This is a genomic window from Xanthomonas sp. F10, from assembly GCF_014206815.1.
Classification (GTDB): Bacteria; Pseudomonadota; Gammaproteobacteria; order Xanthomonadales; family Xanthomonadaceae; genus Xanthomonas_A; species Xanthomonas_A indica.
Window position 1 is genome coordinate 298,111 of the sequence record NZ_JACHNP010000002.1, and the last position, 14,154, is coordinate 312,264.

At 69.7% G+C, this 14,154-nt stretch carries 13 protein-coding genes; 8 read left to right on the forward strand and 5 right to left on the reverse strand.

The genetic code is table 11. The features are described from left to right. Positions 1 to 69 precede the first annotated feature (69 nt). The 3 genes from FHR56_RS12785 to FHR56_RS12795 all read left to right on the forward strand — a co-directional run bounded on the left by FHR56_RS12785 (position 70) and on the right by FHR56_RS12795 (position 3,168). On the forward strand, positions 70 to 1,242 hold the full coding sequence (locus FHR56_RS12785) for a LacI family DNA-binding transcriptional regulator (RefSeq protein ID WP_202406801.1): 1,173 nt from the start codon (positions 70 to 72) through the stop codon (positions 1,240 to 1,242). Between the two features lie 185 nt (positions 1,243 to 1,427). After that, a complete protein-coding gene (locus tag FHR56_RS12790) occupies positions 1,428 to 1,871 on the forward strand; it encodes a DUF2231 domain-containing protein (protein WP_160945533.1) in 444 nt (147 codons plus the stop codon). After that, positions 1,864 to 3,168, forward strand: a complete 1,305-nt coding sequence (locus FHR56_RS12795) for a sorbosone dehydrogenase family protein (protein ID WP_184502638.1) — start codon at positions 1,864 to 1,866, stop codon at positions 3,166 to 3,168. Before FHR56_RS12790 ends, FHR56_RS12795 begins: the two co-directional genes overlap by 8 nt. A gap of 158 nt (positions 3,169 to 3,326) precedes the next feature. Here the strand turns inward: FHR56_RS12795 and FHR56_RS12800 are convergent, their stop codons facing one another. Next, the gene (locus FHR56_RS12800) at positions 3,327 to 4,409 is read right to left on the reverse strand and encodes a macro domain-containing protein (RefSeq protein ID WP_237473018.1); all 1,083 of its coding nucleotides are present in this window, start codon (positions 4,407 to 4,409) and stop codon (positions 3,327 to 3,329) included. A gap of 453 nt (positions 4,410 to 4,862) precedes the next feature. Between FHR56_RS12800 and FHR56_RS12805 the strand changes: the two genes are divergently transcribed. Continuing rightward, on the forward strand, positions 4,863 to 5,075 hold the full coding sequence (locus FHR56_RS12805) for a ParD-like family protein (RefSeq protein ID WP_010340731.1): 213 nt from the start codon (positions 4,863 to 4,865) through the stop codon (positions 5,073 to 5,075). Continuing rightward, a complete protein-coding gene (gene map / locus FHR56_RS12810) occupies positions 5,072 to 5,848 on the forward strand; it encodes a type I methionyl aminopeptidase (RefSeq protein WP_160945531.1) in 777 nt (258 codons plus the stop codon). The genes FHR56_RS12805 and map overlap by 4 nt, the downstream gene beginning before the upstream one ends. Positions 5,849 to 6,006: 158 nt before the next feature. Here map and FHR56_RS12815 read toward each other — a convergent pair whose 3' ends face one another. Beyond that, positions 6,007 to 9,138, reverse strand: a complete 3,132-nt coding sequence (locus FHR56_RS12815) for a multidrug efflux RND transporter permease subunit (protein ID WP_160945530.1) — start codon at positions 9,136 to 9,138, stop codon at positions 6,007 to 6,009. A gap of 15 nt (positions 9,139 to 9,153) precedes the next feature. Then, positions 9,154 to 10,302, reverse strand: coding sequence for an efflux RND transporter periplasmic adaptor subunit (locus FHR56_RS12820; protein ID WP_202406822.1), 1,149 nt, complete (start codon positions 10,300 to 10,302; stop codon positions 9,154 to 9,156). Positions 10,303 to 10,451: 149 nt separating this feature from the next. Between FHR56_RS12820 and FHR56_RS12825 the strand changes: the two genes are divergently transcribed. Further along, entirely contained in the window at positions 10,452 to 11,183 is a 732-nt protein-coding gene (locus FHR56_RS12825) for a response regulator (RefSeq protein ID WP_184502639.1), read from the forward strand. Further along, positions 11,180 to 12,283, forward strand: a complete 1,104-nt coding sequence (locus FHR56_RS12830) for an ATP-binding protein (protein ID WP_160945529.1) — start codon at positions 11,180 to 11,182, stop codon at positions 12,281 to 12,283. Before FHR56_RS12825 ends, FHR56_RS12830 begins: the two co-directional genes overlap by 4 nt. On the opposite strand, the gene FHR56_RS12835 is transcribed toward FHR56_RS12830, so the two are convergent. After that, the gene (locus tag FHR56_RS12835) at positions 12,280 to 12,906 is read right to left on the reverse strand and encodes a cytochrome b (RefSeq protein WP_160945528.1); all 627 of its coding nucleotides are present in this window, start codon (positions 12,904 to 12,906) and stop codon (positions 12,280 to 12,282) included. The two genes, FHR56_RS12830 and FHR56_RS12835, sit on opposite strands and share 4 nt — an antisense overlap. A gap of 44 nt (positions 12,907 to 12,950) precedes the next feature. After that, complete coding sequence (locus FHR56_RS12840) at positions 12,951 to 13,544, reverse strand: TetR/AcrR family transcriptional regulator (protein ID WP_160945527.1); 594 nt, start codon at positions 13,542 to 13,544, stop codon at positions 12,951 to 12,953. Positions 13,545 to 13,969: 425 nt separating this feature from the next. On the opposite strand from FHR56_RS12840, the gene FHR56_RS12845 reads away from it, so the two are divergent. After that, positions 13,970 to 14,125, forward strand: a complete 156-nt coding sequence (locus tag FHR56_RS12845; protein WP_019796750.1) for a hypothetical protein — start codon at positions 13,970 to 13,972, stop codon at positions 14,123 to 14,125. Positions 14,126 to 14,154: the final 29 nt, after the last annotated feature.

Here is a 14,154-nt window from a genome sequence, read left to right on the forward strand (position 1 = left end):
GCCGTCTCGCGGCAGGGGCGCGCAGCCGATGGTTTAGGCTGGGCGCCTCGTCCGAAAGGAATCGATCCGATGCGCCAGAAGCGTCCATCTCGAACCGCATCCGCAGGCGGTGCCAAGGCCGCCAAGACCGCCTCGCGCAAGGCGGCACCGGGCACGACGAAGCCGGCCGCCAAGGCCAAGAAGACCGCGCCGGCCGCCACCGCCGCGCGCGATCGCCAGCGGGTGGTGACCGTCACCGACATCGCCGATGCGGTCGGGGTCTCGCGCGCCACCGTGTCGCTGGTGCTGCGCGGCAGCCCGCTGGTGCATGCCGACACCCGCGCGCGGGTGGAGGCGGAGCTGAAGCGGCAGCGCTACGTCTACAACCGTGGCGCCGCGAATCTACGTCGGCGCACCTCGACCTGCGTGGCCCTGGTCATCAACGACCTGGCCAATCCGTTCTTCGCCGAATTCGCCGCCGGTGTGGACGAGGCGCTGGGCGAGCAGGGCTACGTGACCCTGCTCGGCAGCACCGGCGAATCGCCCACGCGGCAGCAGGCCGTGCTGGCCTCGCTGATGGAACACACCCCGGCCGGCGTGATCCTGTCGCCGGCCGAGGGCAGCGACGCTGCGGAACTGCACACCGTGCTGGGTGCAAGCGCGAACGTGCTGCTGTTCAACCGCGAACTCGCCGGCGCCGACGACTGGAGTTTCCTCGGCCTGGATAACCAGCGCGGCGCGCAACTGGCCACCGAGCACCTAATCGCGCTCGGCCACCGCCGCATCGCCTTCTACGGCGGCCATGCCGACTCCAGTTCCTGCCGGCAGCGTCGCGCCGGCCACGCGCAGGCGATGCGGCAGGCCAAGCTGCCGGTCGACCCTGCCTGGCTGATCGAGTCGGCGCCCAATCGCCTGGAGGCGGCGGCACGCCATGGCGAATTGTTCGTCCACGACACGCCGCCCACTGCGGCGGTCTGCTACAACGACACCGTCGCGCTCGGGCTGATGCTGGGCCTGCTCGCGCGCGGCATCCGCCCCGGCCAGGACTTCGCGATCACCGGTTTCGACGACATCCCCGAGGCCGCGGTGAGCACGCCCGCGCTGACCACGCTCGCCGCGCAGCCGCGTGCCCGCGGTCGCCAGGCGGCGCAATTGGTGCTGGAGCGGCTGGACGCCGCCGTAGCGCCGCGCAGGACGATCGTGCCGGTGAGCCTGTCGGTGCGCGAGAGCAGCGGAGCGCCGGTCGCGCCCGCACGCACCTAGCGCTGCGAACGCGGCTGCGACCGCGGCAGCCATGCGGGATGGCAAGTCATTGTGTGCAGTGCCATCGCGACGCCCTCTAGACAGGGGCGGGCAGATAGTGGGTCTCACCCGCACAGCGGCACGTTCCGCGGGTTCGTGGTGAGCGAGCGCTTCGCCCCCTTCTTCCTTTCGTCGAGAGCCGTCTCATGCCTCTGCAGACTGCACCGCGCCGTTCCGTGGTGGCCAACGCCATCTACGGCTTGCTCAATCCCATTCCGTTCGGCTGCTTCGTCGCCGCATTGATCTTCGACATCGTCTACGTCCGCAGCGGGGTGATCCTGTGGACCAAGGCGGCTGCCTGGCTGATCGCGATCGGGCTGGTCATCGCCATCGTGCCGCGCCTGATCAACCTGGTGCAGGTCTGGATCACCTCGCGGCGCTCGGTGCTGCAGGTGGAACGGCTCGACTTCTGGCTGAACCTGCTCGCCGTCGTCGCCGCCATTTTCAATTCCTTCGTGCACAGCCGCGATGCGTATGCGGTGGTCCCGGCAGGGCTCTGGCTCTCGATCGCCACGGTGGCGCTGTTGGCGATCGGGCATGTGCTCATTGCCATCCGCACCATGCCACGCGAGGGCTACGCCCATGGCTAAGCGCCTGTGCCTGTCCGTCTTCGCGCTGAGCTGCGCGGTGGCCTTGGCCGCCTGCAGCGGCAAGGCTTCGATCGAGCCGACCCAACAGGCGGGCAACGCGCCGCCGCTGCCGCAGCCGCGCAACTTCCTGCTGCCGCCGATGCAGGTTCCCGAAGGGGTGGGCTGGAAGGAGGGGCAGGCGCCCACGGTGGCGGCGGGCCTGAAGATCGAGAAGATCGCCGGAGGCTTGAAACATCCGCGCCAGCTGTACGTGCTGCCCAACGACGACGTGCTGGTGGTGGAAGCCAATTCGCCGGGGATGGAACCGGTCACCACGCCCAAGCAACTGATTGCGGGGCTGGTCCAGAGCCGCTCCGGCAAGAGCGCCAAGGGCGGCAATCGCATCACCCTACTGCGCAGGACCGCGGACGGCCGATGGGAGCAGCATGCGTTCCTGAAGGGGCTGCACTCGCCGTTCGGGGTGCAGCTGATTGGCGATGCGCTGTATGTCGCCAACACCGACAACATCATGAAGTTCCCCTACGTCGCGGGCCAGACCGAGATCACCGCGCCCGGCACGCTGTTCGCCGATCTCCCCGGCACGATCGAGCGCCATTGGACCAAGGCACTGCTGGCCAGCCCCGACGGACGCAAGCTGTACGTCGGCGTGGGCTCCAACAGCAACATCGGCGAGAACGGGCTGGACGTGGAGTACCGCCGTGCGGCCATCCTGGAAGTGGACGTGGCCTCGGCCAGCAGCCGCATCTTCGCCTCGGGCATCCGCAATCCGACCGGGCTGCAGTGGGAGCCGCGCACCGGCAAGCTGTGGGCGATCGCCAACGAGCGCGACGAGATCGGCGCCGACCTGGTGCCCGACTACCTGACCTCGGTGCAGGACGGCGGCTTCTACGGCTGGCCGTACAGCTACTACGGACAGAACGTGGATGTGCGGGTCAAGGATCAGCGCCCGGATCTGGTGGCCAAGGCGATCAAGCCGGACTACGCGCTGGGCTCGCATGTGGCCGCGCTCGGCCTGTGGTTCTCCCGTGGCGGTACGCTGCCGGCGAAGTACCGCGAAGGTGCGTTCGTGGCCGAGCACGGCAGCTGGAACCGCTCGCCGCTCAGCGGCTACCAGGTGGTGTACGTGCCGTTCCGGCAGGGCCGGCCGGTCGGCCCGCCGCAGACCGTGGTCAGCGGCTTCCACTCGCAGGACGAGTCGCAGCTGTTCGGCGCCCCGGTCGGCCTGGCACAGGACAAGGACGGCGCGCTGCTGATTGCCGACGACGTCGGCAACAGCGTCTGGCGCGTGCGTTTCTGACCGATCGCGTGACGCCGCTCACATGCACGTGAGCGGCGGCGCCTGCACGCGATGCAGCGGGCTGCACGGGCGCCGGCCATGACGTCGTGCCGCGGTGTCGCATTGCGGAGGTTCGTGCTGCAACACCTGCGCGGTGGCGCGCCATCGCAGCGCCACGCTCAGCGCAAGCGGATCCAATCCAGCGCCAGCAGCGTGTCGATCATCGCGGCCGCCGCGCGCAGGGCTTCTTCCGATTCCCCAATCGCCTGTGCGTCACGCAAGTGGGCAAGGAGTTGCTGTGCGTCGTGCAACTGTCCGGGATGCGCCGCCTGGAGATGGCGCGTGGCCTGGAACACCGTCATGAGCTCCTCGGCCTGGTCGGTGTTCCTGATCCGGGCGAACAGGTTCACGGCCTTGGCGATTTCCGCTTCGTAGGATGCATATGTTCTGGCGAACCGGGCATGCTCCCTGTCGTACTGGGGCGAGGCGCGCAGCGCCATGGTGCGTCCCTGCGGCTGCTCGTGCAGCCAGTTGCGGTTGGCCAAGTCGGTCAGGATGGACCGGACATCGCCCTGGCGCGGTCCGCGGCCGGCATTGCCGAACGCCAGCCCGGTCGGCACGCCCAGTTCGGTCATGGCCCAGCAGAGCTTCTGGAACAGCGTACGCCCGAGCGGCCGCGCCTCCGGCCGGGCCTGCAGCCGCCGCAGCACTTCCATGATCGCGATCCAGCCTGGCTGGGGCGCGACCCGCGTGCCAGTGCCCTCGGCCGACCCATGCCCCGGCTGCGACAGGAAGGCGGGCTCGAGTTGCGCCAGCGGCGTGCCGTAGGGCGCATAGACCTCGATGTCGACCGGCAGGTGCGCGAGTCTGCGGTAGATCAGCGGACCCACCTCGCCCCAGGCCAGGCCGCCGTTGCCGCACCCCAGCGGCGGCAGGGCAAGACTGCGCACGTCCCATTCGCGCAGATGCGCGGCGAGGTAGTCCAGCCCTGCGTCGATGTCCTCGAGCCGCGACGGCGAGCGCCAATGGCGCTTGGTCGGGAAATTGAGAATGCGGATGCCGCTGGCATCCTGATAGAGAGACGGTTCGCCGATACGCACGCGGCCCTCCCTGCAGCGCGCCGCGTAGTCTTCGAACATGGCCGGGTAGCGCCGCTTGAATTCCTGCGCGATGCCCTTGCCCATGATGCCGGCGCAATTGACCGCATTCGCGTAGACCTGGGCGTGGCTGGCGAACAGGTCGCCGATACGTGCCTTGAACATGCTGCGATCCATCGATGGAGAAATCCCCGAGCCAGCGCCGACCGCTCGCCCGCGACGGGCAGGGCGCGCCGCGGGTGCGGTGGGCGCCGTGCATGGCCTGGCCCAGGACGGGCCAACGCGGCCGCGGTGATGACGCGTCAGCGCACGTGCGCAAACAACGTCCTGCAACGAAAAGGCGGCCATGGCGGCAGCGGGGAGCGCGCGAGCATGCGGCGGCGGCGTCTCATGTCTTGAGATCGGCGACCCAGGGGACGGTACAGGTTGCATGCGATCGCCGACGCAAGGCCTCCCATCGATGGCAACGAGCCTCGGTCGTAGGAGCGGCTTCAGCCGCGACGGGTTACCGGCGATGCCTCGTCGCGGCTGATCTGGGCAGAACAACAACGTGGGCGGCTTGCTGGCCACATATGAATCGTATACGATCCATATATCCTCCATTTCGGGAGCCCACTCATGGGCATCGTCAACATCGACGACGACCTGCACGATCAGTTGCGCCGCGCCTGCACGGTGACCAGCCGGTCGATCAACGCGCAGGCCAACTTCTGGATCAAGGTCGGCATGCTGTGCGAGATGAATCCGGAGCTGTCGTTCCAGGACATCGTGGCGCGCGAGCTGCGCGCGGCGGGGGTGCGGCCGCAGGCGGTGACGCCGGGGCGGACGTGATCAAGCGGCCGGACGAGCTGGCGCTGCTGGCGGAGTCCGGGCGCCTGCTGGCACAGGTGTTCGCCCGGCTGGACAGGATGTCGCTGCTGGGCCGCAGCACCCTGGAACTCAACGATCTGGTCGAACGGATGATCGTGGACGAACTGGGCGCACGGCCGGCGAGCAAGGGCCAGTACGGGTTCCCGTTCGTGCTCAATGCTTCCATCGACGACGTGGTCTGCCACGGTGTGCCGTCGGCCGACGATGTGCTGCGCGATGGGCAGATCGTCAATCTGGACATCACGCTGGAGAAGCACGGCTATATCGCCGACTCCAGCACCACCTACCTGGTGGGGGAAGTGGCCTATCCGGCGCGGCGGCTGGTGCAGGCCGCCTACCAGGCGATGTGGAAGGGCATCGCCGCGGTGCGTCCCGGCGCGCGGCTGGGCGACATCGGCCACGCCATCGCGCGGCATGCGCGCACGCAGGGCTACACCGTGGTGAAGGAGTACTGCGGGCATGGCATCGGCCGCGCCATGCACGAGGAACCGCAGATCCTGCACTACGGTCATGCTGGCACCGGCCTGGAGCTGCGCGAGGGCATGGTGTTCACCATCGAGCCGATGCTCAACCAGGGGCGCGCGGCGATCCGCTCGCTGCCCGAGCAATGGCCGGTGCACACGCGCGACGGCAAGCTCTCGGCGCAGTTCGAGCACACCGTGGCGGTGACCGCCAGCGGCGTGCGGGTGCTGACCTTGCGGCCGGGCGAAGTGCCGTTGTGCCGGGTGGGGTGAGGGCAGTGATCGGCGCTGTGGTGTGGATGCGAACGATGCTGCGCAACGATGAGAGACGACCTTCTCGTCATGCTTGGTCGCGTCGCGGCTGAAGCCGCTCCTACGGAGAGGGGCGGCAGCGCCAGCGGCGCGTTGGCTCGACGCATGGACATGCCGGTTTAGTTCTCGACTGACGCACCGCCGCCGCGCCGCGCACGCCAGCGCGCCACCCGCTCCTGCAGCCCCACGACGCAGACGAAGAACGCCGGCACGAAGAAGATCGCCAGCACGGTGCCGCTGACCATGCCGCCGAACACGCCGGTGCCGATGGCGTGCTGGGTCTCGGCGCTGGCGCCGCTGGCCAGCATCAGCGGCACCACGCCCAGGGCGAAGGCCAGCGAGGTCATCAGGATCGGGCGCAGGCGCAGGCGCGCGGCGTTGGTCGCCGCTTCCACCAGGCCCTGGCCATCGCGGTGCAGTTGCCGGGCGAACTCGACGATGAGGATGGCGTTCTTTGCCGACAGGCCGATGATGGTGATCAGGCCGACCTTGAAGAACACGTCGTTGGGCAAGCCGCGCAGCATCACTGCCGCCACTGCGCCGAGCAGGCCCAGCGGCACCACCAGCAGCACCGACAGCGGAATCGACCAGCTCTCGTACAGCGCCGCCAGCACCAGGAACACCACCAGTGCCGACAGCAGCATCAGCAGCGGCGCCTGCGCGGCCGACTGCCGCTCCTGCAGCGATTGCCCGGTCCAGGCCACGGCGAAGCCGGGCGGCAGTTGCGCGGCCAGCCGTTCCATCTCGGCCATGGCCGCGCCACTGGACACGCCGGGCGCGGCGCCGCCGGCGATGCGCACGGCCGGGAAGCCCTGGAAGCGCATCAACTGCTGCGGGGCATCGGTCCAGCTGGCGCGCACCACTTCGCGCAGCGGCACCATGCCGCCGCTGTCGCTGCGCACACGCAGGCCCAGCACGTCGTCCAGTTGCATGCGCGACGCGGCGTCGGCCTGCAGGATCACCTGCTGCATGCGCCCGGCATTGGGGAAGTCGTTGACGTACAGCGAGCCCATCGCCGCCGACAGTGTGCTGCTGACCGTGGCGAACGACAGGCCCATGGTCTCGGCCTGCTGGCGATCGATCTCCAGGTGGATGCTCTTGCCCGGCGGCAGGCCGTCGGCATAGACATCGCTGACCACGTCGCTGCGCGCGGCCAGGTCCAGCAGTTGCGCCTGCGCGGCCATCAACGCCGCCTCGCCGCGGTTGCCGCGGTCCTGCAGGTACACGGTGAAGCCCGAGGAGGTGCCGAGCTCGTCGATGGCCGGCGGCAACAGGCTCATCACCGTGCCTTCGGGCAGCGTCGCCATCGCCTGCTGTGCGCGCTCGGCTTCGTCGCGCGCACTGGCGCCGTGGCGCTGGTCCCAGTCCTTGAGCATGGTGAAGGCCATGGCCGCGTTCGTGCCCGAGCCGGAGAAGCTGAAACCCAGGATCACCAGGTTGGAGGCCAGCGCCGGGCGCGTGGCGACGTGCTGCTCGAACGCCTTGACCACGTCCAGAGTGCGCTCGCTGGTGGCGCCGGTGGGCAATTGGATCGAGGTCATGAAGTAGCCCTGGTCCTCTTCCGGCAGGAACGCCGAGGGCAGCACGCGCATGGCGAAGACCAGCGCCACGCACAGCGCCGCGAACACCGCCATCACCCGCCCGCCGCGGCGCAGCAGCCAGGTCACGCGCGTGGCGTAGCCGCCCGCCAGGCGCTCGAAGCCACGGTTGAACGCGCCGAAAAAGCCGCGCTTGGCGTGATGGCCGGGCGTGACCGGACGCAGCAGGGTGGCACACAGTGCCGGCGTCAGGGTCAGCGCCAGGAACGCCGAGAACAGGATCGATACCGCCATCGCCAGGGTGAACTGCTGGTAGATCACGCCCACCGACCCGCTGGCAAAGGCCATGGGGATGAACACCGCGGTCAGCACCAGGGTGATGCCGACCACCGCGCCGGTGATCTCGCGCATCGCCTTGGTCGTCGCCTCCCGCGGCGGCAGGCCTTCGCTGGCCATGATCCGTTCGACGTTCTCCACCACCACGATGGCGTCGTCGACGATGATGCCGATCGCCAGCACCATGCCGAACATGGTCAGCACGTTGATCGAGAAGCCCGCCAGCAGCATCACCGCGAAGGTGCCCAGCAGCGCGATCGGCGCGACGATGGCCGGGATCAGCGTGTAGCGCACGTTCTGCAGGAACAGGTACATCACCAGGAACACCAGCACCATTGCTTCGAGCAGGGTCTTGAGCACCTGCTTGATCGAGAGCTTCACGAACGGCGCGGTATCGAACGGGATCGAATAGGTCATGCCCGTCGGCATGCTCGCGGCCAGTTCCGCCAGGCGTTCCTTCACCGCCTGCGCGGTGCGCACCGCATTGGCGCCGGGCGAGAGCTGGATCGCCGCGCTGGTGGCGGCGGCGCCGTTCTCGCGGTTGGAGAAACCATAGGACTGCGCGCCCAGTTCCACCCGCGCCACGTCGCCCAGGGTCACCCGCGCGCCGCCGCTGTCGGCACGCAGCACGATGGCGGCGAACTGCGCGGGCGTGGTCAGTTGCCCGGCCACGGTCAGCGGCACGGTCAGGCGTTGCCCGCGCACGGTCGGCTCGTCGCCGAGGCGGCCGGGCGCGATCTGCGCGTTCTGCTGCTCGATCGCCTGCGCCAGCTCGGTCATGGTCAGGCCATAGGCGATGAGCTTGTCCGGGTCCACCCACACGCGCATGGCCTGCTCGGCGCCGAACAGCTGCACGCGGCCGACGCCGTCGATGCGCCGCAGCTCCTGCACGATGTTGCGCGCCAGGTAGTCGTTGAGCGCCACTTCGTCGTAGCGGCCGTCGGGCGAGGTCAGGCCGACCAGCATCAGGAAGCCGGAAGAAGCCGATTCCACCTGCAGGCCGTTCTGCCGCACCGCTTGCGGCAGGCGCGGCTCCACCGCCTTGATGCGGTTCTGCACGTCCACCTGTGCGAGCTCCGCATTGGTGCCGGGCTTGAAGGTGGCAGTGATCTGCGCGCTGCCCGAGGTGTCCACCGTGGACTCGAAATACAGCAGGTTCTTGACCCCCGACAGCTCGCGCTCGACCAGGCTCACCACCGAGTCGTTGAGGGTCTGCGGCGTGGCGCCGGGGTAGGACGCGGTCAGCGACACCGACGGCGGCGCCACCGAGGGATAGCGCGCCACGGGCAATTGGCCGATGGCCAGGGTGCCGAACAGCACGATGAACAGCGCGATCACCCAGGCGAAGACCGGGCGCTCGATGAAGAACTGTGGCATGGCGGCGTCCTCGGCTCAGTCCGCGGCCGCGGTGGCGACGGCCGGCGGCTGCCACGCGCGTGCCTTCACCCGGGTGCCGGCGCTGAGCCGGTCGATGCCTTCGACCACCACCTGCTGCCCGGCCTGCAGTCCGGCGACGACGCGGTAGTGCCCTTGCACCAGTTCGCCCAGCTGCACCGTCACGCTGCGCACGCGCGCATTGGCGTCCAGCACCCAGACCTGCGCGCGCTTGCCGACATGGGTGACCGCCTGCTGCGGCACGCGCAGCGCTTGCGCGTAGTGGGCGCGCGGCACCCGCGCCCGCACGTACATGCCCGGCAGCAGGCGCCGCTGCGGATTGTCGACGAGGATGCGCAGCAGCACGTCGCCGGTGCCGGCATCGACGTTGATGCCGGAGAACAGCACGCGCCCACTCAGCCCCGAGGGCACGCCGCTACGGTCGAGGATCTGCGCCGGCAGGCCGTCGCCAGCGGCGGCCTGCGCGCGCGCGGCCGGGTCGAGCGGGTCCAGGTCGGCGGCGGATTGGCGCACGTCGACGTAGACCTGGTCGATCTGCTGGATCACCGCCATCGGCGCGCTGTCGCTGGGCGAGACCAGCGCACCCTCGGTGAGCAGCGCCTGGTCGATGCGGCCGTCGATGGGCGCATCCACGGTGGCGAAGGTCAGGTCCAGGCGCCGCCGCGACAGCGTCGCCTTGGCCTCGGCGACCGCCGCGGCGGCCTGGGCGCGCTGCGAGGCGGCGTCGTCGTACATCTGCCGGCTGACCATGCGGGACTCGACCAGCCGCTGTAGCCGGGCATGCTGCACGTCGGCCAGTACCTGCGCGGCCTGGGCGCGGTGCAGTGCGGCCGCGGCGGTGTCCATCTCGGCCTTGAACGGTGCGGGGTTGATCTGGAACAGCGCATCGCCGCGGCGCACGTCGGCACCCTGCTCGAAGCAGCGACGCTGCACGATGCCGCCGACCTGCGGACGGATCTGCGCGCTGCGCACCGCGGCCACGCGGCCGGGCAGATCCACGTTCACCGTCATCGGCGCCGGGCGCAGGGTCATCGCGGTGACCTGCACCGGCGCGGCCACCGCCTGCGGCTGCGCGCCACCGCCGCAGCCAGCCAGGGCCAACGCCAGCGCGCCACCGATTCCCAGAGTCCGTACCTGTTGCCGCATGCCCATGCCTCGTGCCTCGTTGCTGCCACCGCGGATGCGGCGGATGCCCAAGCCGCGCATGGTCGCGGCCGCGGGTTGCGCGGCGTTCGATGCGATGTGGAGATATGATGGAGATCCGCCCGTCCGGGCCGACGCGCCTTCGCTGCCCCATGTCCGTTTCCTCTCCGGGCGCCGCCGTGCCCGCACCCGCGCCGCTGGTCCTGATCGCCGAAGACGAGAGCGAGATCGCCGAGATCCTCAGCGCCTACCTGGCGCGCAGCGGGCTGCGCAGTGCCCACGCCGCCGATGGCCGCGCCGCGCTGGACCTGCACCTGGCGCTGGACCCGGACCTGATCCTGCTGGACGTGCAACTGCCGGCGGTGGACGGCTGGAAGGTGCTGGCCGAACTGCGCCACCGTGGACAGACGCCGGTGATCATGCTCACCGCGCTGGACCAGGACATCGACAAGCTGATGGGCCTGCGGCTGGGCGCCGACGACTACGTGGTCAAGCCGTTCAATCCGGCCGAGGTGGTGGCGCGGGTGCAGGCGGTGCTGCGGCGCATCCGCGGCAACGGCGTCGAGGAGGCGCGCAGCCTGCGCGTGGGCGCTTTCCATGTCGACCTGGACCAGCACGAGGCCAGCGTGCGCGTGGGCGAAGACCGGCACACGCTGGACCTCACGCTCACCGAGTTCAAGCTGCTGGTGCGGCTGATGCGCGCGCCGAAGCGTGTGTTCAGCCGCGCCGAACTGCTCGAGGCCTGCCTGCCAGAAGGCGACACCCAGGAGCGCACCATCGACAGCCACATCAGCAAGCTGCGCAAGAAGCTGGAGGCGCTGGGCGTGCAGGGCACGCCGGCCAGCGTGCGCGGCGTCGGCTACCGCTTCGGATCCGGCGCGTGAGCCGCGCCCCCGGCCTGCGCCGCCAGGTCATCCTGTCGCTGGGTGCGCTGGCGCTGTGGATCATCCTGCTGTCGGTGGTCGGCTCCTACGTGTTCTATGCGCTGGCGACGGCTTACCAGCCGAACAGCATCTCCGACACCTGGGTGCCGTCGCGCGTGGAGATGGTGTGGATCGGCATCACCGCGGCGCTGGCCGTGGCGATCGCGGTGGCGGTGGCGGTGCGGCTGTCGCGGCGCATCCTGACCCCGTTGAACTCGGTGGCGCACAGCCTGCGCGAAGTCGCCCAGGGCAATCTGCATGCGCGCGCGAGCATGGACGCGCATGCGCTGGGCGAGACCGCGCAACTGGTGCGCGACTTCAACGCCATGGCCGATCGCCTGCAGGCGATGACCCGCGAACGTGCGTTCTGGAATGCCGCCGTCGCCCACGAACTGCGCACGCCGGTGACGATCCTGCGCGGACGCCTGCAGGGCCTGGCCGAGGGCGTGTTCGAGCCGGACGTGGCGGCGTTCGAGAGCCTGTTGCGGCAGGTCGAAGGCCTGAACCGGCTGATCGAGGACCTGCGCGTGCTCAGCCTCACCGACAGCGGGCACCTGGAGTTGCAGCAGGCGCCGGCCGACCTGGCCCAGGAAGTGGCGGCGGTGCTGCATGCGTTCGCCGCCAGTCTGGCCGCGCGCGGATTGGTACTGGAATCCTCGCTGGCGCTGCACACGCCGGTGCTGTGCGATGCGGTGCGCATCCGCCAGGCGCTGATGGCGTTGCTGGAGAACGCGCAGCACTACGCCGAGCCGGGCCCCCTGCGGGTCGGTGTGCAGGCGCAGGCGGGCCAGTGCGTGCTGTACGTGGAAGACACCGGCCCCGGCATCGCGCCGGAGATCGCCGCGCGCGTATTCGATGCCTTCCGCCGCGGCGATCCGTCGCGCTCGCGCAAGAGCGGCGGCAGCGGCCTGGGCCTGGCGGTGGTCAAGGCGATTGCGGTAGCGCATGGCGGCGATGCGCTGTGCCTGCCCGCCGGCAGCGGGACGCGGTTCGAGGTGCGCTGGCCCTTGGCATCGGGGGCGGCCGTGGCCCGCGCGGCGCAGGTCCCGGAGCGACGCTAGGCGCGCGTTGCCTCAGGCGGCGTCACATCACCACGGACACGCGCCACGCGCCACGGCAGCATGCGGGTCAGCACCTCGTCGCGCCGTACCCAGTGATGGAACAGTGCGGCGGCTACGTGCAGCAGCACCACTCCCCACGCGATCCATTTGCCGATGAAGTGGTGCACCACGTCGATTGGCGCTTCGAACGCCTCCCAGCTCAGTTGCCAGGTGCGGCTGATCCAGGCGAACAGCGCGGTCTCGTTGAAGCCGGGAATGCGGAACAGGCCGAGGTCGGTCGGCGCACCGGTGCCGATATAGCCGGTCAGCGGCATCACGATCAGCAGTGCGTACAGACCCCAGTGCGCCAGATGCGCGAGCCGGTGCTCCAGCGCCGAACCTGGTGGATCCTCCGGCTGCACGTCGAGCCAGCGCCACAGGAGTCGTGGCAGCACCAGGAATCCGACCAGCAGGCCCAGCACCCAGTGCAGGTTGAGCACCGGCAGGGAGGCGTCCGAGGTGTCGTCCATGAACCAGATGACGTAGTACACCACTGCATACGCGCCGATGAAGGCGGCGGCGGTGGTCCAGTGGAACAGCTTGGCGAGGGCGCCGAAGCGCTGTGCGGTGTTGCGCCAGTGCATATGCGTGATCCTGGGCGGGTGGCGAAACGGGGAGCGCTGCGGGATCAGCGCGTGCGCAGGCTGTCGAGCAGCCGGTCCAGCGCGGCCAGCGCATCGGCCAGTCGCGCGTGCAGGTCGGCATCCGGCTCGGCGATCCAGAACGCCGCCTCGGTGATCGCGCCGTAGAGCATGCGAGCCATCACCCCGGCATGCAGCGGTGCCACCGTGCCGGCGGCGATCAAGGCCTGCAGCGCCGCCTGCAGCGCGGCGATGCCCACCGACTGCGCCGCCGGCGGCACGTCGCCGAACACTGCGCGCGCGTCCTGCAGGATGATCCGGCGGATTTCCGGCTCCAGCGCCAGCTCCAGGTAGGTGCGGCAGCGGCGGCGGAAGCCGTCCCACGGTGTGGGCGCGGCGTCGGAGACCGCCTGCAGGCGCAGGCCCACCTCGGCCTCGATCTGCTCGATGACCGCGATGAGCAGGCCGTCCTTGCTGCCGAAGTGGTGGTACAGCGCGCCGCGGGTGAGGCCGGCCTCGGCGGTCAACACGTCCATCGAGGTATGCGCGAAGCCCTGCGTGGCGAATGCCTGCCGTGCCGCGGCCAGCAGGCTGGCGCGGGTGGTCTCGATCATCTCGCGGCGGCTGCGGCGCGGGTGCATTGAGGGGATCTCATTCACATACGTCGCGTACGTTATTTGCGTACAGGGCGTATGTCAATGCATTGATTGGGGTCGAGGCGGTGCAGGGCCGCTTGGGTGGTGTGGCCGCCGGCACGCCTTGGCATCACGAAGGCACCCCGCACACGTGGTTTGCCGCGCTCCTCGCGAATGCCCCTGCCCGGCGTCCCAGGCATCGATAGCGCCCTGGCCACGCGTCTGGAGTCATCGGTTGCAAGTTCACGTGATGCGGGGCGTGTCTCTGCGCCCGTCCACACGGACGCCGACGAGCCGGGCCAGGAACGATCGATGAAAGTCGCTCGTCATGCGCGTGCGCTGCGCAGATGGCGCTGCGCGACGTGCGCTAGCCAAGGCCTTCACTGCGCCTGTGCTCTGGTAACCACTGCACAACCGAACTGGAGTGTCGAATGGACACCACGCTGATGCCCTGGGTCGCCGGACTGTTCGTCCTGCTCATCGCCGCGATGCTGTATCTGGTGACCCGCGCCAAGAAGAACCGCAACCGCCCCGCGCAGGATCACGCCGCCACCAAGAGCGACGTGGACAGCGCGTCCAAGCGCTAGCGCGCCGCGCCAGGCAAGGCGGCGGCCAT

Excerpts from the sequence above, each read along its gene's own strand:
- FHR56_RS12785 (WP_202406801.1), top strand. The coding sequence starts at position 70 with ATGCGCCAGAAGCGTCCATCTCGAACCGCATCCGCAGGCGGTGCCAAG.
- FHR56_RS12790 (WP_160945533.1), top strand. The coding sequence starts at position 1,428 with ATGCCTCTGCAGACTGCACCGCGCCGTTCCGTGGTGGCCAACGCCATC.
- FHR56_RS12795 (WP_184502638.1), top strand. The coding sequence starts at position 1,864 with ATGGCTAAGCGCCTGTGCCTGTCCGTCTTCGCGCTGAGCTGCGCGGTG.
- FHR56_RS12800 (WP_237473018.1), bottom strand. The coding sequence starts at position 4,409 with ATGTTCAAGGCACGTATCGGCGACCTGTTCGCCAGCCACGCCCAGGTC.
- FHR56_RS12805 (WP_010340731.1), top strand. The coding sequence starts at position 4,863 with ATGGGCATCGTCAACATCGACGACGACCTGCACGATCAGTTGCGCCGC.
- FHR56_RS12815 (WP_160945530.1), bottom strand. The coding sequence starts at position 9,138 with ATGCCACAGTTCTTCATCGAGCGCCCGGTCTTCGCCTGGGTGATCGCG.
- FHR56_RS12820 (WP_202406822.1), bottom strand. The coding sequence starts at position 10,302 with ATGCGGCAACAGGTACGGACTCTGGGAATCGGTGGCGCGCTGGCGTTG.
- FHR56_RS12825 (WP_184502639.1), top strand. The coding sequence starts at position 10,452 with ATGTCCGTTTCCTCTCCGGGCGCCGCCGTGCCCGCACCCGCGCCGCTG.
- FHR56_RS12835 (WP_160945528.1), bottom strand. The coding sequence starts at position 12,906 with ATGCACTGGCGCAACACCGCACAGCGCTTCGGCGCCCTCGCCAAGCTG.
- FHR56_RS12840 (WP_160945527.1), bottom strand. The coding sequence starts at position 13,544 with ATGCACCCGCGCCGCAGCCGCCGCGAGATGATCGAGACCACCCGCGCC.
- FHR56_RS12845 (WP_019796750.1), top strand. The coding sequence starts at position 13,970 with ATGGACACCACGCTGATGCCCTGGGTCGCCGGACTGTTCGTCCTGCTC.